The 24398-nt window shown below is 68.9% G+C and carries 22 protein-coding genes; 13 read left to right on the top strand and 9 right to left on the bottom strand.

Features of this window, described 5'->3' with window-relative positions:
• The first annotated feature begins 8 nt into the window (after positions 1–8).
• From ACSFA7_RS25335 to fdhD, 7 genes are read left to right on the top strand one after another with little or no spacing between them, the layout of a single operon-like run.
• Positions 9–365 (top strand): DUF4148 domain-containing protein, encoded by a 357-nt coding sequence (locus tag ACSFA7_RS25335; protein ID WP_435501916.1) that lies wholly within the window; start codon positions 9–11, stop codon positions 363–365.
• Between the two features lie 13 nt (positions 366–378).
• On the top strand, positions 379–1026 hold the full coding sequence (paoA, locus tag ACSFA7_RS25330; RefSeq protein ID WP_435501915.1) for an aldehyde dehydrogenase iron-sulfur subunit PaoA: 648 nt from the start codon (positions 379–381) through the stop codon (positions 1024–1026).
• The gene (locus tag ACSFA7_RS25325) at positions 1023–2009 is read left to right on the top strand and encodes an FAD binding domain-containing protein (protein WP_435501914.1); all 987 of its coding nucleotides are present in this window, start codon (positions 1023–1025) and stop codon (positions 2007–2009) included. The genes paoA and ACSFA7_RS25325 overlap by 4 nt, the downstream gene beginning before the upstream one ends.
• Before the next feature lie 18 nt (positions 2010–2027).
• Positions 2028–4259, top strand: coding sequence for a molybdopterin cofactor-binding domain-containing protein (locus tag ACSFA7_RS25320; protein WP_435501913.1), 2232 nt, complete (start codon positions 2028–2030; stop codon positions 4257–4259).
• A 60-nt stretch (positions 4260–4319) separates the two neighbouring features.
• Positions 4320–6674, top strand: a complete 2355-nt coding sequence (locus tag ACSFA7_RS25315) for an FdhF/YdeP family oxidoreductase (protein ID WP_435501912.1) — start codon at positions 4320–4322, stop codon at positions 6672–6674.
• Complete coding sequence (locus ACSFA7_RS25310; RefSeq protein WP_435501911.1) at positions 6671–6958, top strand: hypothetical protein; 288 nt, start codon at positions 6671–6673, stop codon at positions 6956–6958. Before ACSFA7_RS25315 ends, ACSFA7_RS25310 begins: the two co-directional genes overlap by 4 nt.
• Before the next feature lie 31 nt (positions 6959–6989).
• A complete protein-coding gene (gene fdhD / locus ACSFA7_RS25305; RefSeq protein WP_435501910.1) occupies positions 6990–7907 on the top strand; it encodes a formate dehydrogenase accessory sulfurtransferase FdhD in 918 nt (305 codons plus the stop codon).
• Here the strand turns inward: fdhD and mnmH are convergent.
• Genes mnmH through ACSFA7_RS25280 form a run of 5 tightly spaced genes read right to left on the bottom strand, consistent with a single transcriptional unit; the run spans position 7841 to position 12254 of the window.
• Complete coding sequence (gene mnmH / locus ACSFA7_RS25300; RefSeq protein ID WP_435501909.1) at positions 7841–8911, bottom strand: tRNA 2-selenouridine(34) synthase MnmH; 1071 nt, start codon at positions 8909–8911, stop codon at positions 7841–7843. The two genes, fdhD and mnmH, sit on opposite strands and share 67 nt — an antisense overlap.
• A 38-nt stretch (positions 8912–8949) precedes the next feature.
• Positions 8950–9747, bottom strand: a complete 798-nt coding sequence (gene phnE / locus ACSFA7_RS25295; RefSeq protein WP_435501908.1) for a phosphonate ABC transporter, permease protein PhnE — start codon at positions 9745–9747, stop codon at positions 8950–8952.
• Positions 9744–10535 carry a PhnE/PtxC family ABC transporter permease gene (locus ACSFA7_RS25290; RefSeq protein ID WP_435502120.1) on the bottom strand — a complete coding sequence of 264 codons (792 nt, stop codon included), beginning with the start codon at positions 10533–10535 and terminating at the stop codon, positions 9744–9746. The genes phnE and ACSFA7_RS25290 overlap by 4 nt, the downstream gene beginning before the upstream one ends.
• Positions 10536–10567: 32 nt before the next feature.
• Positions 10568–11380, bottom strand: a complete 813-nt coding sequence (locus ACSFA7_RS25285; protein ID WP_435501907.1) for a phosphonate ABC transporter ATP-binding protein — start codon at positions 11378–11380, stop codon at positions 10568–10570.
• Between the two features lie 19 nt (positions 11381–11399).
• Positions 11400–12254, bottom strand: a complete 855-nt coding sequence (locus tag ACSFA7_RS25280; protein ID WP_435501906.1) for a putative selenate ABC transporter substrate-binding protein — start codon at positions 12252–12254, stop codon at positions 11400–11402.
• A 111-nt stretch (positions 12255–12365) separates the two neighbouring features.
• Here ACSFA7_RS25280 and selD point away from each other — a divergent pair, with 111 nt between their 5' ends.
• From selD to ACSFA7_RS25265, 3 genes are all read left to right on the top strand, one after another.
• Positions 12366–13445, top strand: coding sequence for a selenide, water dikinase SelD (gene selD, locus ACSFA7_RS25275; RefSeq protein WP_435501905.1), 1080 nt, complete (start codon positions 12366–12368; stop codon positions 13443–13445).
• An 87-nt stretch (positions 13446–13532) separates the two neighbouring features.
• Positions 13533–16049 carry an ABC transporter permease gene (locus ACSFA7_RS25270; protein ID WP_435501904.1) on the top strand — a complete coding sequence of 839 codons (2517 nt, stop codon included), beginning with the start codon at positions 13533–13535 and terminating at the stop codon, positions 16047–16049.
• Positions 16050–16149: 100 nt separating this feature from the next.
• Complete coding sequence (locus ACSFA7_RS25265; protein ID WP_435501903.1) at positions 16150–17628, top strand: AAA family ATPase; 1479 nt, start codon at positions 16150–16152, stop codon at positions 17626–17628.
• A 20-nt stretch (positions 17629–17648) separates the two neighbouring features.
• Here ACSFA7_RS25265 and ACSFA7_RS25260 read toward each other — a convergent pair whose 3' ends face one another.
• From ACSFA7_RS25260 to ACSFA7_RS25250, 3 genes are all read right to left on the bottom strand, one after another.
• Positions 17649–18551, bottom strand: coding sequence for a YceK/YidQ family lipoprotein (locus tag ACSFA7_RS25260; RefSeq protein ID WP_176659465.1), 903 nt, complete (start codon positions 18549–18551; stop codon positions 17649–17651).
• A 141-nt stretch (positions 18552–18692) separates the two neighbouring features.
• Positions 18693–18905, bottom strand: a complete 213-nt coding sequence (locus ACSFA7_RS25255) for a prevent-host-death protein (RefSeq protein ID WP_176659467.1) — start codon at positions 18903–18905, stop codon at positions 18693–18695.
• 47 nt (positions 18906–18952) lie between these two features.
• A complete protein-coding gene (locus ACSFA7_RS25250; protein ID WP_435501902.1) occupies positions 18953–19861 on the bottom strand; it encodes a LysR family transcriptional regulator in 909 nt (302 codons plus the stop codon).
• A 110-nt stretch (positions 19862–19971) separates the two neighbouring features.
• On the opposite strand from ACSFA7_RS25250, the gene ACSFA7_RS25245 reads away from it, so the two are divergent.
• The gene (locus tag ACSFA7_RS25245; RefSeq protein ID WP_435501901.1) at positions 19972–21498 is read left to right on the top strand and encodes an MFS transporter; all 1527 of its coding nucleotides are present in this window, start codon (positions 19972–19974) and stop codon (positions 21496–21498) included.
• Positions 21499–21633: 135 nt separating this feature from the next.
• Here the strand turns inward: ACSFA7_RS25245 and ACSFA7_RS25240 are convergent, their stop codons facing one another.
• Positions 21634–22527 (bottom strand): LysR family transcriptional regulator, encoded by an 894-nt coding sequence (locus ACSFA7_RS25240; RefSeq protein WP_435501900.1) that lies wholly within the window; start codon positions 22525–22527, stop codon positions 21634–21636.
• Between the two features lie 124 nt (positions 22528–22651).
• On the opposite strand from ACSFA7_RS25240, the gene ACSFA7_RS25235 reads away from it, so the two are divergent.
• Both ACSFA7_RS25235 and ACSFA7_RS25230 read left to right on the top strand, forming a co-directional pair.
• Positions 22652–23404 (top strand): SDR family oxidoreductase, encoded by a 753-nt coding sequence (locus tag ACSFA7_RS25235; RefSeq protein ID WP_435501899.1) that lies wholly within the window; start codon positions 22652–22654, stop codon positions 23402–23404.
• 53 nt (positions 23405–23457) lie between these two features.
• Complete coding sequence (locus ACSFA7_RS25230; RefSeq protein WP_435501898.1) at positions 23458–24354, top strand: SDR family NAD(P)-dependent oxidoreductase; 897 nt, start codon at positions 23458–23460, stop codon at positions 24352–24354.
• The last annotated feature ends 44 nt before the right edge of the window (positions 24355–24398 follow it).

The raw sequence follows: 24398 nt of genomic DNA, 5'->3' as shown, positions 1-24398 counted from the left end.
GAGCTCACATGCGAAACATCACTCACCTGCTTGCCGTCCTTGCCACCAGCCTCGCCGCCGTCGCGGCCCATGCCGAAACCTACGACGGCGTGCACCAGGGCGCGAACCTGCGCGAGCGCGACGCGGTGGCGGCCGAAGCCGTCTCCACGGCCCACGCCCCCGACCAGAACGTGACGCGCGGCTCGCGCGGCGCCGATCCCTTCACCTCGACCGCCTCCCGCCAATCGGTTTACGAAGACGCGGTGCTCACCGCCCATGCGCCCGACCAGAACGTGACCGGCGGCTCGCGCGTGAACAGCGTCGTCATCTCGACGATGCCGGCGGCGAAGGCGCAGGCTTCCATCGCGCCCGCCACGCGCTTCTGAGCGGAAGCCCGCGATGGACGTCGTGGACACCCAGGACGGCTGCACGCGCCGCACCGTCCTCATCACCAGCGCGGCCGGCGTGGTGGCGGCGACGCTGCCGATCACCGGCGGCGCCGCACCGGCGGCCGTTACTGCGCCGCTCGCGGAGCTGACGCTGCGCATCAACGGCCAGCCGCATTCGCTGGGCGTCGATCCGCGCGTGACGCTGCTCGACCTGCTGCGCGAGCACCTGCGCCTCACGGGCGCCAAGAAGGGCTGCGACCACGGCCAGTGCGGCGCCTGCACGGTGATGGTGAACGGCCGCCGCATCAACAGCTGCCTCACGCTCGCCGTGATGCACGACGGAGACGCCGTGACGACCATCGAGGGCCTCGGCGATCCGAAGAAGCTGCATCCGATGCAGGCCGCCTTCGTCAAGCACGACGGCTACCAGTGCGGCTACTGCACGCCGGGGCAGATCTGCTCGGCGGTCGGCATGCTCGACGAAATCCGACGCGGCATGCCCAGCCATGTGACGCACGACATTGGCGTGCGGCCGCTGTTCAGCGACGAGGAGCTGCGCGAGCGCATGAGCGGCAACATCTGCCGGTGCGCGGGGTATCCGAACATCATCGCGGCCATCCGCGAGGCTGCGGGAAAAGTGGCAGGAGAAACCGCATGAGAGCCTTCACCTACGAACGCGCGCAGAGCCCGGCCGAAGCCGCCGCGGCCGTGCAACGCCAGCCCGGCGCGAAGTTCATCGCGGGCGGCACCAACCTGCTGGACCTGATGAAGCTGGACATCGAGCACCCGGCGCACCTGGTGGACGTGAACCGGCTCGGGCTCGACCGCATCGAGGCCACGCCCGAGGGCGGCCTGAAGATCGGCGCGCTGGTGCGCAACAGCGACCTCGCTGCCGACATCCGCGTGCGGCAGGGCTATCCGCTGCTGTCGCGCGCCTTGCTCTCCGGCGCCAGCGCCCAGCTGCGCAACAAGGCCACCACCGCGGGCAACCTGCTGCAGCGCACGCGCTGCTTCTACTTCTACGACACCACCAAGCCTTGCAACAAGCGCACGCCCGGCAGCGGCTGCGCGGCGATGGAGGGCTTCAACCGCATCCACGCGATCCTCGGTGCGAGCGACCAGTGCATTGCGGTTCATTCCTCCGACATGGCGGTGGCGATGCGCGCCTTCGATGCGCGCGTGGAGACCGTCTCGGCCAGCGGTGGCGCGCGGCAGATTCCGATTGCCGACTTCCATCGCCTGCCCGGCGCGACGCCGCACGTGGAAACCGCGCTCGCGCCGGACGAGCTCGTCACGGCCGTGGTGCTGCCCGCGCCCCTGGGCGGGCGGCAGCTCTACCGCAAGGTGCGTGACCGCGCGTCGTACGCCTTCGCGCTCGTGTCGGTGGCGGCGGTGGTCGTGCGCGAAGGCCGCACCGTGACGCAGGCGCGCCTGGCCTTCGGCGGTCTTGCGGCCAAACCTTGGCGCAACGAGGAGGCCGAGCGGCGCCTCGTGGGCACCGACGGCGGCCCCGACGCCCGCCGTGCCGTCGCCGATTTGCTGCTCGCCGAAGCGCGCGGCCACGGCCACAACGATTTCAAGATCCCCCTGCTGCGGCGCACGCTCGACGTCACGCTGGCGCAGGCGATGACCAGTTCCTGAGCCAAGAAGGCACTACCCATGCAATTCACTACAGCCGCCGGCCCCAGTCCGCTGGACCGCGAGCGCATCCTGGGCAAGCCGGTCGACCGCATCGACGGCCCGCTCAAGGTCTGCGGGCGCGCCCGCTACAGCTACGAGTACCACGAGGAAGTGCCGAACGCGGCCTACGGCTGGATCGTGCTGGCCGGCATCGCCAAGGGCCGCATCACCCGCATCGACACGGCCGAGGCCCGGCGCGCGCCGGGCGTGCTGCTGGTCTACACCTACGCCAACGTGCCGCGCATGGCGCCGCGCGGGCGCGCGAACCTGGTGTCGCAGCTCTCGGGGCCGGAGGTGCAGCACCACGGGCAGGCGGTGGCCTTCGTCGTCGCCGAAACGCTGGAGCAGGCGCGCGCCGCCGCGCACCAGGTCCGCATCGACTATGAAAGCACTGCGGGCCGCTTCGACCTGGCGGCGGCGCAGTCCACCGCGGTGAAACCCGGCGACGACCCGAGCGCCGGCGGCGAGGGCGCCGCCGACACGGCGGTTGGCGATTTCCAGGGCGCCTACGACGCGGCTCCCGTGCAGCTCGACCAGAACTACGCCACGCCCGACCAGCACCCCGCAATGATGGAGCCGCAGGCCACCATCGCGCGCTGGGACGGCGACCAGCTCACGCTCTACACCTCGCACCAGATGGCCAACTGGGCCGCGAGCGACGTGGCGGCGATGGTCGATGTGCCCGTCGAGAAGGTGCGCGTGGTCGCGGCCTTCGTCGGCGGCGGCTTCGGCTCCAAGCTGCGCACGCATGCGGACGCGGTGCTCTCGGCCTTCGCCGCGCGCGAACTCCAGCGGCCGGTGAAGACGGCGCTGGCCCGCGAGCAGTTGCTCAACCACACGACGCGGCGCGCCGCGACCCTGCAGCGCGTGCGCCTGGGCGCCACGCCCGACGGCCGGCTCACCGCCATCGGCCACGAGACCTGGACCAGCAACCTGCCCGGCCGCAGCTACTACGAGGGCGCCTCGCGCCAGACCCGGCTGCTCTATGCCGCGCCGAACCGCATGACCGCGCACCGCCTCGCGCCGCTCGACCTGCCCGAAGCCGCCGCGATGCGCGCGCCGGCCACCGCGAGTGGCCAGCTGGCCTTCGAGGTCGCGCTCGACGAACTTGCCGAGAAACTGCGCATGGACCCGGTGCAGCTGCGCATCCTCAACGACAGCCCCTGCGACCCCGAGCGCGGGCCGTCGCGGCCTTACTCCGGCCGCAAGCTCATCGAGTGTCTGCGCGAAGGCGCGAGCCGTTTCGGCTGGGCGCGGCGCAGTGCCACGCCGGCCCGGGTGCGCGACGGCCGCTGGCTGGTCGGCATGGGCGTGGCGAGCGCCATCCACCACCACTCGGTGCGCCCGTCGAGCGCGCGGCTGCGGCTCGATGCGCAGGGGCGCCTGACCATCGAGACCTCGATGACCGACATCGGCACCGGCACCTACACCGTGCTCGCGCAGATCGCCGCGGAGATGACCGGCATCCCGATGGACCGCATCGGTGTTCGGCTGGGCGACACCGCCTTTCCGGCCGGTGCGGGCTCGATCGCCTCCATCGGCGCATCGAGCGCGGGCGCCTCGGTCTTCCACGGCTGCGAAGAGCTGCGCGCCACGCTGGTCCACCGGGCGGGCTTCGACGCGAAGACCGCGCGCTTCGAGGCCGGCCGCCTAGTCTCGGGCCGGCAGTCGCGCACCCTGGGCGACCTGGCCGGCGCCGAAGGCCTGGACGTGCTCGGCACGGTGGAGCCCGGCGATCTGCACCGCCGCTATGCGCAGGCCGCGTTCGGCGCGCACTTCTGCGAGGTGGGCGTGGACATCGACACCGGCGAGACCCGCGTGCGCCGCATGCTTGGCGTGTTCGCGGCCGGGCGCATCTTCAACATGAAGATGGCGCGCAGCCAGGCCATCGGCGGCATGGTGTTCGGCGTGGGCGCGGCGCTGACCGAAGAGGCGGTGGTCGACGCGCGCCATGGCTACTTCGTCAACCACGACATGGCCGAATACCTGGTGCCGGTGCATGCCGACATTCCGGCCATCGACGCGGTCTACCTGCAGGACACGGACGACCTCGCAAGCCCGATCAAGTCCAAGGGCATCGGCGAGCTGGGCACCTGCGGTTCGGGCGCGGCGGTGGCCAACGCCATCTACAACGCCACCGGGGTGCGGGTGCGCAGCTACCCGATCACGCTCGACAAGCTGCTGCCGGGGCTGCCTTCATTTCCTTTTTGAATCGGCGCATGTCCCGATTCAATTTGACGCTCCTCATGCCCGCGGCGAACACTCGCCCGCATGAGCAGTGAGCAGAAGATCGAGTTTTACAAGGGCCCCGCGGGCGGTTGGGGCGCACTTCGCAGCGTGACGAACGCGCTGCTGCGGCAGGACATTCCCCTCAAGGGCGCGAAGACGCTGCTCTCGGCCAACCAGCCCGACGGCTTCGACTGCCCCGGCTGCGCTTGGCCCGACCGCAACCACGCATCCACCTTCGAGTTCTGCGAGAACGGCGTGAAGGCCGTGGCCGCTGAAGCCACCGCGCGCCGCGCCGGCCCGGAGCTGTTTGCCAAGCACACCGTGGCGCAACTGGCCGAGCAAAGCGATTTCTGGCTCGAAGACCAGGGCCGCCTCACGCACCCGATGGCCTACGACGCGGCCAGCGACAAATACATTCCCATCGGCTGGGACGACGCCTTCGCGCTGATCGCGCGCCACCTGAACGCGCTGCCCGACCCGAATCAGGCCATCTTCTACACCTCGGGCCGCGCGAGCAACGAGGCGGCGTTCCTGTATCAGCTCTTCGTGCGCGAGTACGGCACCAACAATTTCCCCGACTGCTCGAACATGTGCCATGAGCCCAGCGGCAGCGGCATGCGCCCGCAGATCGGTGTGGGCAAGGGCACGGTCACGCTCGAGGATTTCGAGAAGGCCGACGCCATCTTCATCTTCGGCCAGAACCCCGGCACGAACCATCCGCGCATGCTCGGCGAGCTGCGCGCGGCGTCCAAGCGCGGCGCGCGCATCGTGAGCTTCAACCCGCTGCGCGAGCGCGGCCTCGAGCGCTTTGCCGATCCGCAGGACAAGCTGGAGATGGCCACGCTGGGCTCCACGCCCATCAGCACGCACTACTTCCAGCTGCGCGTGGGCGGCGACTTCGCGGCCGTGAAGGGGATGATGAAGCACGTCATCGAGCGCGAAGACGCGCTCGTTGCGCGCGGCGAAGCCTCGGTGCTCGACCACGCCTTCATCGCCACGCACACCACCGGCTTCGAGTCGCTCGCGGACGACCTCCGTGCCGAATCGTGGGACGTGCTGGTGCAGGAGTCGGGCCTCACGCAGGAGCAACTGCGCGCCGCCGCCGAGGTGTATCTCGGCGCGAAGAAGGTCATCGCCTGCTGGGGCATGGGCATCACGCAGCACCAGCACTCGGTGGCGACCATCCAGATGATCGTCAACTGGCTCATGCTGTGCGGCCACATGGGGCGCGAAGGCGCGGGCGCCTGTCCGGTGCGCGGCCACAGCAACGTGCAGGGCGACCGCACCATGGGCATCTGGGAAAAGCCGCCGGTGGCGTTGCTCGACCGGCTGCAGCAGGTGTTCGGCTTCGAGCCGCCCCGCCAGAACGGCCTGGACACGGTCGAGGCGATCCAGGCGATGCTCGACGGCAAGGGCCGCGTGTTCTTCGCGCTCGGCGGCAACTTCGCGGCCGCCACGCCCGACACCTACCAGACCTGGAAGGGCCTGCAGCAGTGCGACCTCACGGTGCACGTGACCACCAAGCTCAACCGCAGCCACATCGTGCACGGGCGCGAGGCGCTGATCCTGCCGTGCCTGGGCCGCACCGAGATCGACATGCAGGCCAATGGCCCGCAGGGCGTGACGGTGGAAGACTCGATGAGCATGGTGCACATCTCGATGGGCATCAACCCGCCCGCATCCGAGCAGCTGCTGTCGGAGCCGGCCATCGTGGCGCGCCTGGCGGCCGCGACGATCGGCGCGCGCAGCAAGACGCCATGGCTCTGGCTCATCGAAGACTACGCACGCATCCGCGACAAGATCGAAGCGGTGTTCGACGACTTCAAGGATTTCAACACCCGCGTCGCCCAGCCCGGCGGCTTTCGCCTTCGCAACACCGCGAGCGAGCGCGTGTGGGCCACCGCCTCGAACAAGGCCGTGTTCTTCACGCATGCCGTGCCGCGCGACACGCCCTCGCACCGGGCGCGCGCACGCCTTCGCGACACGCAGGTCTTCACGCTCTTCACCACGCGTTCGCACGACCAGTACAACACCACCATCTACGGCATGGACGACCGCTACCGCGGCGTCTTCGGCCAGCGGCGCGTGGTCTTCATCCACGCCGAGGACATCCGCGCACTCGGCATGAAGGACGGCGACTGGGTCGACCTGCAGACCGTGTGGAACGACGGCCAGGAACGCCGTGCCGACCGCTTCAAGTTGGTGGCTTACGACATTCCGCGCGGCAACATCGCGGCCTACTACCCCGAGACCAATCCGCTGGTGCCGCTGTCGGCCGTGGCGGAGAACGCCGGCACGCCAACGTCGAAGTCGATTCCCGTGGTGCTGGTGCCGCATGAACTGCCGATCCAGAAGCTGTCGGAGGACGCGGCAGACGGCATGGTGGCAACTGCATGAGCGCATTGCTCGAAGACAGCCTCTCGGTCGCCATCCTGCGCATGCTCGCGCAGGAGCCGGCGGGCGCCGGCGTCTCGCTGCCGCGCCTGGGCAAGCGGTTGGGCCAGGGCGCGAGCGTGCTGATGCGTCGCCTCACGCTGATGGGCGATGCCGCCATCGGCGGCGTGCGCGGGCCCGGCTGGGTGCGCGTGGTACAGCACGACGACCGCTGGGTCGCGCACCTCGAAGCCCCCGGCCGCGCGCAGGTTCAAACACTGCCTCCCGCTGACGAACACGGCGTCTGAGCCGACAATGGCCCGCCCACCCGGAGCCACCATGTCCCAGCCAGACCCCGCCGATTCCGAAGACACCCTGCCATCGCTCTCCCGGTACGCCGTGCACGTGTTCGGCGAACGCGGCATGGGCCCCGAAGGCGCATTGCGCGACGACACGCTGGCGGCCGAGGTGCCCGTCGCGCTGGTCTTCAACGGTGTCTCGCATGCGGTGATGATGACCACGCCGCTCGACCTCGAGGATTTCGCGCTGGGCTTCGCGCTCAGCGAAGGCATCCTCGACAGCGCTGGCGACTGCCGCGGCATCGAGGTGCGCACCATCGACGCCGTCTCGGCGGGCCTGCCCGAAGGCATGCCCGGCATCGAGGTGCAGCTTGATATTTCCACCCGCAGCTTCGAGCGCCTGAAGGGCCGCCGCCGTAGCCTGGCGGGCCGCACGGGTTGCGGGGTGTGCGGCGTCGAGAGTTTCGCGGGCCTGGACATCACCCCTCAACCGGTGCCGCCGCGCGACTGGATCGAACGCATCGACCTCGCCACCGTGTTGCGCGCCTTCGCCGCGCTGCCCGCGCGCCAGGTCCTGAATGCCGAAGCCGGTGCCATCCACGCAGCAGGCTGGGCCACAGTGGACGGCGAACTCACCGACGTGATGGAAGACGTGGGCCGCCACAACGCGCTCGACAAGCTGCTCGGCCGGCTCGCGCGGGCGGGGCGCCTCGAAGAGCCGGGCTTTGTGCTGATGTCCAGCCGCGGCAGCCACGAGCTCGTGCGCAAGTGCGGGCGCCTGGGCATCGCGGCGATGGCGACGATCTCGGCGCCCACCGCGATGGGCGTGCGGATGGCCGAGTTGAGCGGCCTGCGCTTCTGGGGCCTGTGCCGCGCGCCGCGCGGCGTGCTCTATGCGGACGGGTTGTCGCTGCCTTCGAACGCGCGCACCGCGTCGGCCACCGCCTCGATGCCCTGATCGCTCAGGTCGCTCGTCGCCACGCTGCGGCGGCGCTCCCAGGCCTTGAAGTGAAGCTCCTGCGACTTCTGGTAATGCGGGTCGTAGTGCAGCGCCATCAGCTCGGCGAAGAGTTTTGGCAGGTTGGCTTCGTGCGCCCATTGCTGCCAGCGCGTCACCGTTTCCTTGCCCTGCAGCTCCTTGAGCACGCCGAGCTTGTCGGCCAGCGCGTCGCGGTCGTCGCCGAGGTAGGCGTAGTCGCGCAGCAGGTAATCGAGCCGCGCCTCGGGCGTGGCCGCGACTTCGATGCAGGGCGCCGCACGCATCTGCGCCACCAGCGACAGCGGCAGCGAGAGCCGGCCGATACGGATGCTCTCTCCCTCGACGTACAGCGGGCGCTTCAGGTCGATGGCTTCGAGCACGGTCGCGATGCGCGTCTCGAAATGCTTCTGCGACGGTTGCGGCACGCCCGGCAACGAACCGAGCAGCGAGCCCTTGTGGCTCGCGAAATCTTCCAGGTCGAGGGTCTGCTCGCCGCGCTCGGCCAGCGCATGCAGCACGCGCGTCTTGGCGCTGCCCGTGGCGCCGCAGATCACGCGCAGGTCCAGCTGCGGCGTCAGCGCATCGATCTGGGTGATCACGTGCCGGCGAAAGCTCTTGTAGCCGCCCGCGAGTTGCTGTGCGTCCCAGCCTACCAGGCGCAGCCACGTCACCATCGAGCCGCTGCGCATGCCGCCGCGCCAGCAGTAGACCAGCGGCTTCCATTTTTCGGGCCGGTCGGCGAGCGTCTCGCGCAGGTGCCTGGCGATGTTGGCCGCGACCATCGCGCCGCCGATGCGCCGCGCCTCGAAGGCGCCGGTCTGCACGTAGACGGTGCCGACGATGTGGCGCTCCTCGTCGTCGAGCACCGGACAGTTGATGGCGCCGGAAATGTGGTCGAGCGCGAACTCGGCCGGCGAGCGGGCGTCGATGATCGTGTCGAAGGCGTGGCGGTCGCCGACCCGCACGGGCTGGCGATGACTCATGGCAGGAACCTCATGCCCCCGATTGTCGCCCTTGGGCTTCAGGCGTAGGCCGGTCCCAATCCGCGACGCAAGCGAGCGCTCGCAAAGTCCACCAGCGTCACCAGCACGAACATCGCGATCAGCACCGTCATCGCCTGCTGCTGCTGGAAGATCGAGAGGTGGAAGTACAGCAACTGCCCCAGCCCGCCGCCGCCCACGAAGCCGAGCACCGCAGCCATGCGGATATTCATTTCCCAGCGGTAGAGCGTGTAGGCCACCCACTGCGGCAGTACGATCGGCAGGCTCGCGTAGCTGAAGGCGGCGACCGGGCCGGCGCCCGAGAGCGTGAGTGCGTGTTCGGGTTCGCGCGGGGCGTTTTCCAGCGCTTCGGCGAAGAGGCGGCCCAGCACGCCGGTGGTGTGCAGCGCCAGCGCCAATGCGCCCGCGAACGGGCCGATGCCGGCGGCCAGCACCATGAGCGCGGCCCAGACCAGCTCGGGCACGCTGCGCAGGAAGTTGAGGATGAAGCGCGCGACATGCCGCGGCAGCCATCCCGCGCGGCCCGAGGCGGGCAGCGCGAGCACGGCGCCCGCGATGGCGGCCAGCACCGTCCCGAGGGCCGACACCGCCAGCGTCTGCAGTGCGCCGTTGCCGACCTTCGCGAGGAAGTCCGGCGACACATCGGGCGGGAAGAACTCGGCGATGAACTTGCCCATCAGCCGCAGCGATTCGGCCGAGCCCAGCGCGCGGTAGTCGATGCCGAGGTAGACGAAGCTGGCGATCACCGCCACCGCGATCAGTCCCACGGCGAACCAGCAGCGCGGGCACGGAGGCGGACGCGGCGGGAGGTTGTTCATGCGAGCAGCCTCCGCAGTGCATTGCTCATCACATCGGCCAGCAGCACGAGCACGAGAAAAACGAGAAGGATGCTGCTCGCCTCGCCGCCGTTGAGCATCTTCATCGACTGGTCCATCAACTGGCCGAGACCGCCGGCGCCCACGAAGCCCATCACCACCGAGGCGCGCACCGCGCATTCCCAGCGGTAGACGGTGTACGAGGCCAGCTCCTGCGCGGTGTGGGGCAAGAGGCCATAGCAGAGCGCCGCGAGCCGGCCGCTGCCGCCTTCGAGCAGCGCGCGTGCGGGCCGCGTGTCGGTCGATTCGAGGATCTCCGCGTAGACCTTGCCGAGCATGCCGCCATAGGTGATGGCCAGCGCCAGCACGCCGGCCGCGGGACCGAGGCCGAGCGCGCGCACGAAGAGCAGCGCCCAGACGATTTCCGGAATGGCGCGCAGCACCATCAGCAGCCAGCGCGCGGCCTGCCGCACGATGCCCGCCTGCACGCGCCCCGGCCCCGGGCCGATGCGCGAGATGGAGAGGGCGCGCGTCGTGATGAACGCGAGCGGTGCGCCGATCAGCAACGCGAGCGCGGTGCCGGCCGTGGCCATGGCCAGCGTCTCGAGCGTGGCTTTGGCGAGCAAAGCGAGGAAGGCGGGCGAGCCATCGGGCGGAAAGAAGCCCGCGAGGAACCCGCCGATCACCGCGAGGTTGCCGCTGACGAACAGCGCCCACGGCTTGAACTCCGAAAGCGCCAGCATCGGCCAGGCGATGACGAGCGCGGCGAGCCAGCCGGCCAGCCGCCGCATCGCCTGCGGATCGCGGTGAGTAACGGCGGTGATCACGGGCAGTCCGGGCGCTGGAAGACCGCTTCGGCCGCGACGGGCTGCGGCGCCCGCTGCACCGCCACGCCGCCTTCGCTCGCATAGAGTGCATCGAGCATCGCGGGTGTGACCTCGGTGGTCGGCAGGTCGAACATCACCTGCCCGTTGCGCATGCCGACGACGCGCGGAAACCAGCGCAGCGCCAGGTCCACCGCATGCAGCGAGGCGACCAGCGTGGCGCCTGTCGCTTCGCTCTGCGCGACGAGCTGGCCAACGGCAGCATCCGCCAGCATCGGGTCGAGCGCGGAAACGGGCTCATCGGCCAGCAGCAGGGCCGGCCGCTGGTACAGCACGCGCGCGATGCCCACGCGCTGCAGTTGCCCGCCCGAGAGGCGGTCGCAGCGGTCGAACAGGCGGTCTTCAAGCGAAAGGCGCGACAGCACCTCGTGCGCGCCCGCAATGTCAGAGGGATGGAAAAGCGATCCGAGCGCCCTCAGCACCGACCACTCGCCGAGCCGGCCCGCGAGCACCGCGGTGACCACGCGCAGGCGCGGCGCGATCGGCGGTGCCTGGTGCACGGTGCCGATGCACGCGCGCAGCTTCTTCAGCGTGCCGGCCGGCGATTGCCACGGCTTCGCGCCCAGCGCCTGCACCTCGCCCTCACCGGGCCGCAGCGCAGCGCCGAGCACGCGCAGCAGCGTCGTCTTGCCCGCCCCCGAAGGGCCGATGACGGCGATGCGCTCGCCATCGCGCGCGGCCAGCGTCACCCCGGCCAGCGCGCGCTGGCCGTTGGGGTGCACCACGCCCACGCCGTCGAGCGAAAAACCCATCCGTGCGTTCTCGCTTTGCTTACTTGATGAGACCGGCCGATTTGCCCGCCGTCTCGATGCCGTCGTAGTTCGACGACTTCGTCGGGATGAACTTGCTCGCGCGCTGCAGCGCCATGATTTCCTTGTGCGCCGGGTTCGCCGGGTCGAGCTTCAGGAAAGCATCCGTCAGCTTCTTCTGCAGCGCCGGGTCCATGCCCGGGCGCACCGTCCAGTTGTAGTCGTAGTAGGTCGGCGTGGTCGCGAGCACGCGCACCTTGGCGGCGTTGGGGTTCTTCGACTCGACCAGCTTGTCCCACACCGAGGCGTTGAGCACACCCGCTTCGGCGCGCGACGCGGCCACGAAGGCCACGGTGGCGTCGTGCGCGCCGGAGAACGCGACCGTCTTGAAGTCCTTCTCGGGGTTGATGCCGGCCTGCAGCAGGAAGTAGCGCGGCATCAGGCTGCCCGAGGTGGAGGAGGGCGCGCCGAACGCGAAGGTCTTGCCCTTGAGGTCGGCCAGCGTCTTGGCGGTGCTGTCGGTGGGCACGATGAACTTGCTGGTGAACACCTCGTCCTCCGCGCGCTGCACGATCGGCACCGCGCCGCCGTTGGTGCGGATGCGGGCCTGCACGAAGGTGAAGCCGCCGAGCCAGGCCATGTCGATCTTGTTCGTCGCGAGGCCCTCGACCACGGCGGCGTAGTCGGTCACGGGCGTGAACTGCACGTCCATGCCGGTTTCCTTCTTGAGGTAGTCGCCCAGCGGCGTGAACTTGCGCTGCAGTTCGGTGGGCGCTTCGTCGGGGATGGCCGACACGCGCAGCACGCCCTGGGCGAGCGCGCCGAAGCTGGCGAGGGAGACTGTCAGCGCAAGCGCGACCCGGGAGAGCTTGTTCATGGGAATGGCCTTTGGTGGGAACGGTAAAAAAAGGGTGTGTCGGCAGTGACGGGTGCAACGCGAGCAGGGCTTCGATAATCGCGGCTTGTCTCATCCGACCGAACCGCTTCCATGACCGATGCCGCCCCCTCCAAGCTCCTGAATCCGCTGGCGCCGCTGCGGCTGACCAGCTTCTCGCACGGTGGCGGCTGCGGCTGCAAGATCGCGCCCGGGGTGCTGTCGCAGATCCTGAAGAACCACGCGGGGGGAATGATCCCGCCCGAACTCATGGTGGGCATCGAGACCGCCGACGACGCGGCAGTCTACAGGCTCAACGACCAGCAGGCGCTGATCGCGACCACCGACTTCTTCATGCCCATCGTGGACGACCCCTACGAGTTCGGGCGCATCGCGGCCACCAATGCCATCAGCGACGTGTACGCGATGGGCGGCCGGCCGATCATGGCGCTGGCGCTCGTGGCCATGCCGATCAACCAGCTGCCCGTGGAAGTGATCGCCGAGATCGTGCGCGGCGGGCAGGACGTGTGCCGCGCGGCCGGCATTCCGATCGCGGGCGGCCACACCATCGATTCGGTCGAACCCATCTACGGTCTCGTCGCAATGGGCCTGGTGCATCCGGACCGCGTGCGCCGCAATGCCGATGCGAAGGCCGGCGATGTGCTCGTGCTGGGCAAACCGCTGGGCGTGGGCGTGCTGTCGGCGGCGCTCAAGAAGGAGCAGCTGTCGGAGGCGGGCTACCGGCAGCTGATCGAGAACACCACCAAGCTCAACACGCCCGGCATCGCGCTGGCCGCACTCGATGGCGTGCACGCGCTGACCGACGTGACGGGCTTCGGCCTCGCAGGCCACACGCTCGAACTGGCGCGGGGCGCGAAGCTCACCGCCGTCGTCGAATGGTCGAAGGTGCCGTTGCTCGACAACGTGGCCGCGATGGCCGCCGAAGGCTTCGTCACCGGCGCGTCGGGCCGCAACTGGGCGGGCTACGGCGCCGAGGTGGAACTGGCCGCGGGCCTGCCGCCCACCGCACAGAACCTGCTGAGCGATCCGCAGACGTCGGGCGGCCTGCTCGTGAGCTGCGCGCCCGAGGCGGTCGATGTGGTGCTGGAGATCTTCCGCAAGGAAGGTTTTGCGCAGGCGGCGGTCATCGGCCGCATCGAGGCGGGAGCGCCTGCCTTGCGCGTTCTGCCCTGACCCTGGCTTTTCGCACCCGGCTTGCCCTAAAGGGGCAATAACCCTTGAACCCGCCTGCGGCAGTAGCCGTCGGCTATCGTTCGCGCCATGACCGACTCCCTCCGCCTTGGCTGGCGCACGCTCTGGCGCGACCTGCGCGCCGGCGAGCTGCGCCTCTTGATCGTTGCCGTGCTGCTGGCCGTGGCCGCACTCACGGCGGTCGGCTTCTTCGCCGACCGGCTGCAGGGCGGGCTCAAGCGCGATGCGCGGCAGTTGCTGGGCGGCGATGCGGTGATCGTCAGCGACAACCCCACGCCCGAGGCCTTCGTGGCGCAGGCGAAGTCGCTGGGCCTCGAAGGCACCAGCACCTACGGCTTTCCCACCATGGCGCGGGCCGACGACGTGCAAGGCGGCGCCAGCAAGCTCGTGGCGCTGAAGGCGGTGACGGCGGGGTATCCATTGCGAGGCAACCTGCAGACCTCGACCACCTTCGCGGGGCCCGGCGCTGTGACCCGCGACATCCCGCCATCGGGCGAGGTGTGGGTAGATGCCTCGCTGCTCGATTCGCTGGGCCTGAAGATCGGCGACCCGCTGCTCTTGGGCGACACGAGCCTGCGCGTGGGCCGCATCATCACGCTGGAACCCGACCGCGGCGCCGGCTTCATGAGCTTCTCGCCGCGCGTGATGCTCAACCAGGCCGACGTGGCGCGCACCGGGCTCGTGCAGCCGGCCAGCCGCGTGGGCTATCGCTACGCGGTGGCGGGCAACGATGCGGCGGTCAAGCGCTTCACCGATTGGGCCGAGGCCAGCATCAAGAAGGGCGAGCTGCGCGGCGTGCGGCTCGATTCCTTCGAAGGCGGCCGCCCCGAGATGCGCCAGACGCTCGACCGCGCCGAGAAATTCCTGAGCCTCGTCGCGCTCCTCGCGGCGCTGCTCTCGGCCGTGGCCGTAGCGCTGGCCGCGCGCGGCTTCGCGGCCAGCCACCTGGACGACTGCGCGATGCTGCGCGTGCTCGGCCAGAGCCAGCGCACCATCGCGATGGCCTATGCCTTCGAGTTCGCGGTGATCGGCCTCGTGGCCAGCGGCATCGGCGTGGCCATCGGCTTCGCGGTGCACTACGTGTTCGTGCTGCTGTTGGCGGGGCTGGTCGAGACCGCGCTGCCCGCCGCCACGCTGTGGCCGGTGGCCTTCGGCCTCGGCATGGGGCTCACGCTGCTGTTCGCCTTCGGCCTGCCGCCGGTGCTGCAGCTCGCGCGCGTGCCGCCGCTGCGCGTGATCCGGCGCGATGTGGGCGGGCTCAAGCCCGCATCGCTCGCGGTGCTGGGCATCGGCGTGGCGGGCTTCGCTGCGCTGCTGATGGCGGCGAGCAGCGACATCAAGCTCGGGCTGATCGCGGTCGGCGGCTTCGCGGGTGCGGTGGCCGTGTTCGCATTGCTCAGTTGGCTTGCGGTGAAGGTGCTGCGCCGCAGCGTCAACGAGACCACCGCACCGCGATGGCTGGTGCTCGCCACGCGGCAGATCTCGGCGCGGCCCGCCTATGCCGTGGTGCAGGTCAGCGCGCTCGCGGTGGGCCTGCTGGCGCTGGTGCTGCTCGTGCTGCTGCGCACCGACCTCGTTGCCAGCTGGCGCAAGGCCACGCCGCCCGATGCGCCGAACCGCTTCGTCATCAACGTGATGCCCGATCAGAGCGAAGCATTCCAGAAGTCGCTGCGCGATGCCGGCGTCGGCAAGTTCGACTGGTACCCGATGATTCGTGGCCGCCTGGTCGCGATCAACGACAAGCCGGTGACCCCCGACGACTACGTGGAAGACCGAGCCAAGCGCCTGGTGGACCGCGAGTTCAATCTCAGCAACGCCATGGAGGCGCCCGCGCACAACAGCATCACCGCGGGCGCGTGGAAGCCCGGCGCCGCGGGTGAGGTGAGCGTCGAAGAAGGGCTGGCCGACACGCTCGGCCTGAAGCTCGGCGACACGCTGCGCTTCGATATCGGCGGCATGCAGAACGACGCACGCATCACCTCGCTGCGCAAGGTCGACTGGGGCTCGCTGCACGCCAACTTCTTCGTGATGTACACCGTGGCCTCGCTGCCCGACGTGCCCGTGACCTACATGGGGGCCTTCCGCGCGCCCGAGACGCGCGGCTTCGACAACGCGCTGGTGCGCAGCTACCCCAACGTGACCAACGTGGACATGAGCGCGACCATCAACCAGGTGCAGCGCGTGCTCGACCAGGTGATCCGCGCGGTCGAGTTCCTGTTCGGCTTTACGCTCGCCGCGGGGCTGGTGGTGCTGTTCGCCGCGGTCACGGCCACGCGCGAGGAGCGGGCGCGCGAGTTCGCGGTGATGCGCGCAGTCGGCGCACGCGCGAGCCTCTTGCGGCAGGTGCAGCGCGCCGAGCTGATCGGCGTCGGTCTGCTCGCAGGCTTTCTTGCGAGCATCGTGGCCTCGGTGATCGGCTGGGGGCTCGCCCGCTATGTGTTCGAGTTCACCTGGACCGCATCGCCGCTCGTGCCCGTTGCGGGTGCGCTGGCCGGCGCGGTGCTGGCATTGGCGGCGGGGTGGTGGGGCTTGCGCGATGTGCTGCGCCGGCCGGTGGTCGATACGCTGCGCCGCGCGGCGGAGTAGCAGAACCGAACAGTTTTTTTCTTTCGCGATCGGCAAGACGGGGCCGGGGATGCAATACATTCCCCGGCCCCGTATCCATTTCAAGAAGAGAAATTCCTGCATGCGCTTGGCGTCATTCCAGATCACCAACTTTCGCTCGATCAACGACAGCGGCCCCATCGACTCCACACAGATCACGGCGATCCTCGGTCGAAATGACAGCGGCAAATCGAACCTGCTGCGTGCGCTCCACAGCCTGAACCCGGCCGAAGGCCTGGTTGAACTCAGTCCGATCAAGGACTTCCCGCGCCATCGCCGCCTTGAAGAATGCCACGGCGATACACCTGTCGTCGCAACGCGCTGGGCGCTCGACGACAGCGAACGCGCCGAACTGAAGGCGATCCTTCCGCGCGCATCGGACGTGCGCCACGTCACCGCGGGCCGGGGCTATGCCGCGACGCGCTGGACCGGTTTCGAAGGCCTCGGAGAACTCTCGCTCGACGTATCGGACATCAAGGGCAAGGTCCGCAAGATCGTGCCCGCCGTCAAGGCCGCGGCAGAGAAGGTCGCCGAAGGTGCCCGCGCCACGCTGGAACAGGAGGCCGATGCCTTCGACGCCGCGATGATCCCGAGCCCCGACTACATCAGGTGGTCGGAAGGCGCGGTGAAGGCACTGCAGGCCTTGCGCAAGTCGATGGCTGCGGCCGATGCCGAACTCAGCGACAAGCAGGAGCAGATGCTGGTCGAGCTCGAGGACATGGCCCGCGCGATCGCCAACGACACGCCCGCGCTCGCGAAGGCGAAGCAATGGGTGCTCGAAAAACTGCCCCGCTTCGTCTACGTGGACGAGTACCCGGCGCTGCCCGGCCGCCAGAACATCGCCGACTACCTCGTGCGCAAGGGCTGGGGCCAGGCGACGCCCGAGCAGCGCAGCTTCGAGAAGCTCTGCAAGGTCGCGGGGCTCGATCCGCAGCAACTGCAGGAATTGCTGGAGAAGAACGACCAAGCCACGCGCAACCAGCTCGTGAACCGCGCCGGCTCGGTCGTCACCTCGGAGATCCGCCGCGTGTGGAAGGACCGCGAACTCAAGGTCCGCTTCAACCTCGACGGGCCGTACATGGACACGCTGGTGTCCGACCCGAACGGCGCCTACGAGGTCGAAGTGAACCTGGACGAACGCAGCCGCGGCTTCCAGTGGTTCTTCTCGTTCTACATCACCTTCTTCGCGGACACGCGGGGCGCGGGCGATGCCATCTTGCTGTTGGACGAGCCTGGCCTGTACTTGCACGCGCATTCGCAGGCCGATCTGCTCGCGCACTTCGAGCGCGATTTCGGCAACCAGATCGTCTACACGACGCACTCGCCGTTCATGGTGCCCGTGCACCGGCCGGATGCGGTGCGCACGGCAAGCATGAGCGAGGTGGCGGGGACGACGGTGAGCAACAAGGCCGAAGGGGATGCGCGGACGCTCTACCCGTTGCAGGCGGCGATTGCACTGAGCCGCATGGGGAGTGAGCCGGTGAAGGCGCAGCCGAAGGAGAGCGTGCCGCGCGTCGAGGCCCCGCCCGCGGAAGCACGCATCGCAGAAACGGTCCTCTGATATACGGCTCGCCGCCTGCCTCAGCGCGCGGTGTCTTGCAGGAAGTCCCGGCCCATCGTGTCCAGGTCGCGCAACGAGAGGATCGGCGCGAACATGACGTCGCGCCGGTCCGTCGAGCGCTTCATGCCGAAGTACTGCTCGCCGATGGTTCGCTTCGTCATCTTGTAGAGGCGATCCTGGCCTTCTTCGGTGCCCTGCCCCAGGCGCGACATCGAAATTGCCGAAGCGTGGTGGCGCAGGTCGTGCTTCGAGAACACGAAGTTCAGCCCGGGCACGCTGTCGTTGATGTCGCGCTGCGTCAGCGCGATGAGCACGACGTTGTCACTCGCGTCGGGCAGACGCTGGCCGGCCCTGCGCGTCTCGGCCAGCACCTCGTCGGCCGAGTACTGTGCCCGGCCGCGCAACGCCGTTGTGGCGATCGGCGCCATGGGCGGCGAGGCCTTCACGTTCAGGTGCAGTTCGTCGGCGAGCACGCGCGCCATGCGTTGGGCGTCCTCGAGAGGGAAATCGTCCAGTGGCATCAGGTAGACCACCACGCGACCGTCCGTGGTGGCCCGCGCGGCGGGAGCCAAGGGCGCCATCACGTATGCACCGGGCGGCGGTGCCAGGCGCGTGATGGCAACGGATTGCGTCGTGGGTGGGGTCGGTTCAGTGGGTGTCGTCACCGCCTGGACCTCGGGTTCTTTGTCGAGACCCGCGATGTTTTCAACGATAGTTTTCGGAATGGTCAGCGGTAACAGCACCGTGTCGAGCACCAGCGAGAAAGGTACGTCGATCTGCGTTGAGTGGCCGGTCGCCATCATGCGAGTGCCGGAATACGGCGCCAGCTTGCCGCACGAGTCGCAGAAGGCCGTGGCGATAGTGCCGCAGCCGCTCAGGGCGCCACTCAGGAGCAGGATCGCAAGGGCTCTGGAAGCTGTCATGGATGTCTCCCTCCATCTGTTTTTGCCGTTCCTCGTGCGGACGATGGCGCACTCCTTGAGTTCGGTCTCAAACCGCACCAACCATGTTTCGGATGCGCGGGCATTTTTGGTGGGCTTCGGCGGACTGCAGGAACACGACCTTCATTGCGCGCCCTCTTGATCCAGTTCGGTGAACACCTCGTCCGCAGACCTGAATTCGCCCCGTTCGATTTCGTGATGGCCGAGCATCAGGACTTTCAGCAGTTCGGGAATCGCTTCGCGTTCTTCGTTGGAGCGGACCGAAGGGGTCTCCACTGTCTCTGTGGCATGACTCTTGGGATCGTTGATGGGTTGGACCCGCGTCGAAGAATTCATTGGGCTCGCCCCGCTGTTGCCGTGGATCGGACGGATTGTGGTCTGAGTTAGGTCTTGCTTGCTTGTGCGATTGCGTCGTCGTCCTTGAACATGTGCTCCCCCGCAAAGTCCACGAACGCCCGCACCTTCGGCGACAACTGCCGGCTCGATGACCACAGCGCCGAGAACTGCCCCTGGCGCACGAGGTGCGTCTCGAGCACGCGCTGCAGTTCGCCGCGGCAGAGCGAATCGCGCGCCAGGAAGTCGGGCATGTAGGCCACGCCGAGGCCGGCGACGGCCGCGCCGAGCATGGCTTCCATGTTGTTGCACAGGAGGCCGGGCGGCAGTTGCGTGGGCAGGCCCGGCAGGTCCCAGTCCTCGATCTTTCCGCCGGTGACGAACTTGTAGCGCAGGCAACTGTGCCGCGCGAGGTCGGCCGGCACCTGCGGCACGCCGTGTTCGGCCAGGTAGTTGGGCGAGGCGACAAGCACGAAGTTGAACGGGCCGAGCCGGCGCGCGACGAGCTGCGAATCGCCGAGCTCGCCGCTGCGGATCGCCACATCCACGCCCTCGGCGATCACGTCGACCAGGCGGTCGTTGAAGTCCAGGTCGAGCTCGATCTCGGGGAAGCGCGCCTTGAAGGCCGGCAGGATCGGCAGCAGGAAGCGGTAGCCGATGGTCGGCAGGCTCACGCGCAGGCGGCCGCGCGGGGCAGCCACCGCGTCTTGCATCATGGCCCGCGCATCGTCGAGCTCGTCGAGGATGCGGCGGCAGCGCTCGTGGAACATCGCGCCTTCTTCCGTGAGCCGCACATGCCGCGTGGTGCGGTTGAAAAGCCTGAGCCCGAGTTGCTGCTCAAGCCGCGCGACGTTCTTGCCCACGGCCGAGGCCGAGACGCCCAGCAAGCGACCCGCCTTGGCAAAGCTCAACAGGTCGGCCGCCCGCACGAAGGATTCGAGTCCGCTGAAGCTGTCCATGGATTAGCAACCCTGGGTTGTGAGTGTGAGGATCAATGGCGCCATTCTCATTCCATTGATTCCTTTCTATCTTCTGTGTCTCCTTCTTCCCTTCCGCGTGAAAGCCTTCGATGTCCTTGCCTTCCGACAATAAAAACTGGCTGCTGGCCGCGGTCTGCCTCGCGGCGCTGGGCATGCCGCTGAGCTTCACCGGCCCGGCGGTGGTGCTGCCCGCGATCCGCGAGGCGCTGGGCGGCAGCCCGGTGCAGCTCAACTGGGTGACCAACGCCTTCATGCTGAGCTTCGGCGCGACGCTGATGGCGGCCGGCGCGCTGGCTGATGCCTATGGGCGCAAGCGCGTCTTCCTGATGGGGCTCGCGGTGGTCGCGCTCAGCAGTTCGCTGCTGACGCTCGCGCCCGGCATCGTCGCCTTCGATCTCGTGCGTGCCCTGCAGGGGCTGGGTTCGGCGGCCGCGTTCGCGGCGGGCACGGCAGCGCTGGCGCAGGTGTTCGACGGCGCGGCGCGCACGCGGGCGTTCAGCTTCATCGGCACCTCGTTCGGCGTGGGGCTGTCGTGTGGCTCGATCCTCTCGGGCTGGCTCGCCGAAAGCTTCGGCTGGCAGTCGGTGATGTTGAGCCCGGGGGCGATCAGCCTCGTGGCGTTGTGCCTCGCCTCACTGAGCATGCGCGAGTCGAGCAACCCGCACGCGATGGGGCTCGATGTGCCGGGCACGGTCACGTTCACCGCCGCGCTGACGCTGCTCACGCTCGGCGTGCTGCAGGCGCCCGACAGCGGGTGGGGCAGCCCGTGGGTGATCGGCGCGCTGGCCGGCGCGGCGCTGATGGGCGCGGCCTTCATCGCCATCGAGCGGCGCGTGGCGCATCCGATGCTCGACCTGTCGCTGTTCCGCTTTCCGCGCTTCGTCGGCGTGCAGCTGCTGGCCGCGGCGCCAGCCTATGGTTTTGTCGTGCTGCTGGTGCTGCTGCCGATCCGCTTCATCGGGCTGGAAGGGCGCAGCGCGATGGAGGCGGGCGTGTTCATGTTCGCGCTTTCGGGGCCGATCCTCGTGGTGCCGACGCTCGCGGCGTCGCTTGCGCACCGGTTCTCGGCGGGCGTGATCTCGGCGGTGGGACTGCTGGTGTGCGCAGTGGGCTTGCTCTGGCTCAGCTACTGCGCGCCGGGCACGCCGCTGCACGCGATCGTGTGGCCGCTGCTCTTGATCGGCGCGGGCATCGGCCTGCCCTGGGGGCTGATGGACGGGCTCGCGGTGAGCGTGGTGCCGCGCGAACGGGCGGGCATGGCGTCGGGCATCTTCAACACGGTGCGGGTGGCGGGGGAGGGCATTGCGCTCGCGTTGGTCGGGGCGGGGTTGACCGCGCTTGTGGCGCTGCAACTGGGGCGCTTGCCCGCGCATCCCGGCGCGGCGGCATCGCAGGCGGCGCAGCGGGTGACGACGGGCGACCTGTCACAGGCGCTCGCGCTGTTGCCCGGCGTGGACCGCGCAGCGCTGCTGCACGCCTACGGCGCGGCGTTCGGCACGCTGCTGTGCGTGTTGGCAAGCGTGACTGTGCTCACGGCGCTGGTGGTGTTCGTGTTCCTTCGCGGCGAAACGCACGCTGAAACGGGCGCGGCGGCATTGGAGTCATCGGCCTGCTGAAGGCGAGTCTTGCTCCTTCCCCTTCCGGGGGAAGGTTGGGATGGGGCCCGCGGCCTTTGCAACATCGCTGGTGCTTGATGCGCCGCTTGCCCCCACCCCAGCCCTCCCCCAGCGGGGGAGGGAGCAAATCCGGAATCAGGGCTCCGCCGCCTCGAAGACGTCGCGCAGCCACTGCGTGAACACACGCACGCGCGAAGACAGCTGGCGGTTCTGCGAATAGAGCACCGACACGGGCATCGGCGGCGGCGCGAAATCGGCCATCAGCACCTTCAGCCGGCCGTCCGCCAACTCGGCCGCCACGCGGTAGCGCGGCACCTGCACCAGCCCGAGCCCGGCCACCGATGAGCCCGTGTAGAGATCGGTGCCGGTCACCGAGACGGTGGCGGGCAGGTCTACGGTCGTCACCCGGCCATCGACCGTGAATTCGAGCGGCACCACCTTGCCCGTGCCGCTGGAGATGTAGTTGACCGCGCGGTGCGCAGCCAGCGCCGCCAGGCTGTCCGGCTCGCCGTACTTCGCCAGGTAGTCGGGGCTCGCGACCGTCACCTGCGGCAGCAATGCGACGCGCCGCCCGACCATCGACGAATCCTGCAGCGTGCCCGCGCGCAGCACGCAGTCGACGCCTTCGCGCACCAGGTCGACCAGCCGGTCGTCCTCGCCGATGTGCAGCTGCAGCTCGGGGTAGCGCGCGAGAAAACCAGGCAGCGCCGGCACCACGAAGTGCCGCGCGAGCGTGCCCTGCAGGTTCACCCGCAGCAGGCCCTTGGGCGCCTCGTTGCGGAACGATCCCTCGGCCTCTTCCATGTCGGCCAGCAGCCGCACACAGCGGCGGTAGTAGGCCTCGCCGTCCTGCGTGAGGCGCACGGTGCGTGTGGTGCGCTCCAGAAGGCGCGTGCCGATGCGCTCTTCCATGCGCTTGATGAGCGTGGTGACCGTGGCGCGCGGGATCTGCAGGTCTTCGGAGGCCTGCGTGAAGCTCTGGCGCTCGGCGATGCGCACGAAGGCCTGCATTTCCTGGAAGCGGTCCATGGGCGCGCCTGCTGGCTATTGTTTAAGTGAATGGAATTGTATTGGCGATGAGTGGGTGATTATCTTTTGGTTGGAACGATCGATCATTCGTCTCACCAACCAACCACTGCAAAGGAATCGCACCATGACCACCATCAACAACACCCGCAACACCCGGGTCGCCATCGTCACCGGCGCATCGCGCGGCATCGGCGCCGCCGTCGCGCAGCGCCTGTCGAAAGACGGCTTCGCCGTCGCCGTCAACTACGCCTCGGGCTCGGCGCAGGCCGATGCGCTGGTCGCCGAACTCACGGCCGCCGGCGGCAAGGCCATCGCGGTCAAGGCCGATGTGGCCAGCGCCGACGAAGTGCGCGCCATGTTCGACACCGTCGAAGCGCAGCTCGGCAAGGTCGACGTGCTGGTCAACAACGCCGGCGTGCTCAAGACGGTGCCGCTGGCCGAGCACACCGACGCGCTCTACGACCAGACCTTCGACATCAACGTGCGCGGCACCTTCAACACGCTGCGCGAAGCCGCCACGCGGCTGAACGAGGGCGGGCGCATCGTCAACTTCTCGAGCACCACGCTCGCGCTGAACATGCCCGGCTACGCCATCTACAACGCCACCAAGGCGGCGGTCGAGGCCTTCACCCATGTGTTCGCCAAGGAACTGCGCGGCCGCAATGTCACGGTGAACGCCGTGGCGCCGGGCCCGATCGCCACCTCGCTCTTCCTCGACGGCAAGACCGAAGAACAGATCCAGGCCTTCGCCAAGATGCCGCCGCTGCAGCGCCTGGGCCAGCCGGAGGACATCGCCTCGGTGGTGGCCTTCCTCGCCGGTCCCGATGCGGGCTGGGTCAACGGCCAGATCCTGCGCGCCAACGGTGGCGTCGCCTGAATTCCTTCATTCATTCACCTGTTCAACCCAACTCAACCTTTCGGAGAAACACCATGCAAAAGCAAATCATCCTGGTCACCGGCGCAGGCACCGGCATCGGCAAGCTCAGCGCCCAATCCCTGGCCGAGGCCGGCCACGTGGTCTACGCATCGATGCGCGACATCGCGGGCCGCAACAGTGGCCGCGCCGCAGAAATGCGCAGCTACGCCGCGGCCAAGGGCCTGCAACTCCACCCGCTCGAACTCGACGTGCTCTCGCAGGCATCGGCCGATGCGGCCGCCGCCACCATCGTTCGCGAGCAGGGCCACATCGACGTGGTGATGCAGAACGCCGGCCACCTCGTGGTCGGCCCGACCGAGGCCTTCACGCCCGAAGAAATCGTCAAGGTGTTCGACACCAACGTGCTCGGCGCCCAGCGCGTGAACCGCGCGGTGCTGCCGTATCTGCGGAAGCAGGAGTCCGGCTTGATGCTGTGGATCAGCAGCAGCACGACCAAGGGCGGCTTCCCGCCGTTCATGGGCCCGTACGGCGCGGCCAAGGCGGCGATGGATTCGCTGGCCGTCACGCTGGCCTACGAGATCGCGCGCTTCGGCATCGAGACCTCGATCATGGTGCCCGGCGCCTTCACCAAGGGCACCGACCACTTCCCGAGCGCCGGCAAGCCCGCCGACGCCGCCACTACCGCCGCCTACAGCCGCTACGACGGCGTGATGGACCGGATCGGCCAGAGCCTCTCGGCACTGATGCCCGACGACGCCGATCCGCAGGCCGTGGCCGACGAGATCGTGCGCATCGTGGGCCTGCCGGCCGGCCAGCGCCCGATGCGCTCGGTGATCGACTTCGTGAGCGATGGCGCGAGGGAAGTGTTCGAGGTGTCGGAGCGCGTGCGGATCGACTTCGCGCACCGCATCGGAATGGGCGACCTGCTCGAAGCGAAGATCAAGCATTGAACGGGATGTCACGAGGAATCGGTGGATCTTCCTGTCCAATAGCG

Origin of the sequence: Variovorax trehalosi, from assembly GCF_051216415.1 — a bacterium.
In the GTDB taxonomy this organism is placed as follows: domain Bacteria; phylum Pseudomonadota; class Gammaproteobacteria; order Burkholderiales; family Burkholderiaceae_C; genus Variovorax.
The sequence above is the reverse complement of the archived record's forward strand: the minus strand, read 5'-3'. Positions and strand labels throughout refer to the sequence as shown.

Bases quoted from the DNA above. Each gene is read 5' to 3' on its own strand.
- ACSFA7_RS25280 (WP_435501906.1), bottom strand. From the start codon at position 12,254: ATGAACAAGCTCTCCCGGGTCGCGCTTGCGCTGACAGTCTCCCTCGCC.
- ACSFA7_RS25310 (WP_435501911.1), top strand. From the start codon at position 6,671: ATGAGCGCATTGCTCGAAGACAGCCTCTCGGTCGCCATCCTGCGCATG.
- ACSFA7_RS25315 (WP_435501912.1), top strand. From the start codon at position 4,320: ATGAGCAGTGAGCAGAAGATCGAGTTTTACAAGGGCCCCGCGGGCGGT.
- ACSFA7_RS25325 (WP_435501914.1), top strand. From the start codon at position 1,023: ATGAGAGCCTTCACCTACGAACGCGCGCAGAGCCCGGCCGAAGCCGCC.
- ACSFA7_RS25235 (WP_435501899.1), top strand. From the start codon at position 22,652: ATGACCACCATCAACAACACCCGCAACACCCGGGTCGCCATCGTCACC.
- phnE (WP_435501908.1), bottom strand. From the start codon at position 9,747: ATGAACAACCTCCCGCCGCGTCCGCCTCCGTGCCCGCGCTGCTGGTTC.
- selD (WP_435501905.1), top strand. From the start codon at position 12,366: ATGACCGATGCCGCCCCCTCCAAGCTCCTGAATCCGCTGGCGCCGCTG.
- ACSFA7_RS25285 (WP_435501907.1), bottom strand. From the start codon at position 11,380: ATGGGTTTTTCGCTCGACGGCGTGGGCGTGGTGCACCCCAACGGCCAG.
- ACSFA7_RS25240 (WP_435501900.1), bottom strand. From the start codon at position 22,527: ATGGACCGCTTCCAGGAAATGCAGGCCTTCGTGCGCATCGCCGAGCGC.
- ACSFA7_RS25250 (WP_435501902.1), bottom strand. From the start codon at position 19,861: ATGGACAGCTTCAGCGGACTCGAATCCTTCGTGCGGGCGGCCGACCTG.
- fdhD (WP_435501910.1), top strand. From the start codon at position 6,990: ATGTCCCAGCCAGACCCCGCCGATTCCGAAGACACCCTGCCATCGCTC.
- ACSFA7_RS25245 (WP_435501901.1), top strand. From the start codon at position 19,972: ATGTCCTTGCCTTCCGACAATAAAAACTGGCTGCTGGCCGCGGTCTGC.
- mnmH (WP_435501909.1), bottom strand. From the start codon at position 8,911: ATGAGTCATCGCCAGCCCGTGCGGGTCGGCGACCGCCACGCCTTCGAC.
- ACSFA7_RS25270 (WP_435501904.1), top strand. From the start codon at position 13,533: ATGACCGACTCCCTCCGCCTTGGCTGGCGCACGCTCTGGCGCGACCTG.
- ACSFA7_RS25255 (WP_176659467.1), bottom strand. From the start codon at position 18,905: ATGAATTCTTCGACGCGGGTCCAACCCATCAACGATCCCAAGAGTCAT.
- ACSFA7_RS25335 (WP_435501916.1), top strand. From the start codon at position 9: ATGCGAAACATCACTCACCTGCTTGCCGTCCTTGCCACCAGCCTCGCC.
- ACSFA7_RS25320 (WP_435501913.1), top strand. From the start codon at position 2,028: ATGCAATTCACTACAGCCGCCGGCCCCAGTCCGCTGGACCGCGAGCGC.
- ACSFA7_RS25230 (WP_435501898.1), top strand. From the start codon at position 23,458: ATGCAAAAGCAAATCATCCTGGTCACCGGCGCAGGCACCGGCATCGGC.
- paoA (WP_435501915.1), top strand. From the start codon at position 379: ATGGACGTCGTGGACACCCAGGACGGCTGCACGCGCCGCACCGTCCTC.
- ACSFA7_RS25265 (WP_435501903.1), top strand. From the start codon at position 16,150: ATGCGCTTGGCGTCATTCCAGATCACCAACTTTCGCTCGATCAACGAC.
- ACSFA7_RS25260 (WP_176659465.1), bottom strand. From the start codon at position 18,551: ATGACAGCTTCCAGAGCCCTTGCGATCCTGCTCCTGAGTGGCGCCCTG.
- ACSFA7_RS25290 (WP_435502120.1), bottom strand. From the start codon at position 10,535: ATGCGGCGGCTGGCCGGCTGGCTCGCCGCGCTCGTCATCGCCTGGCCG.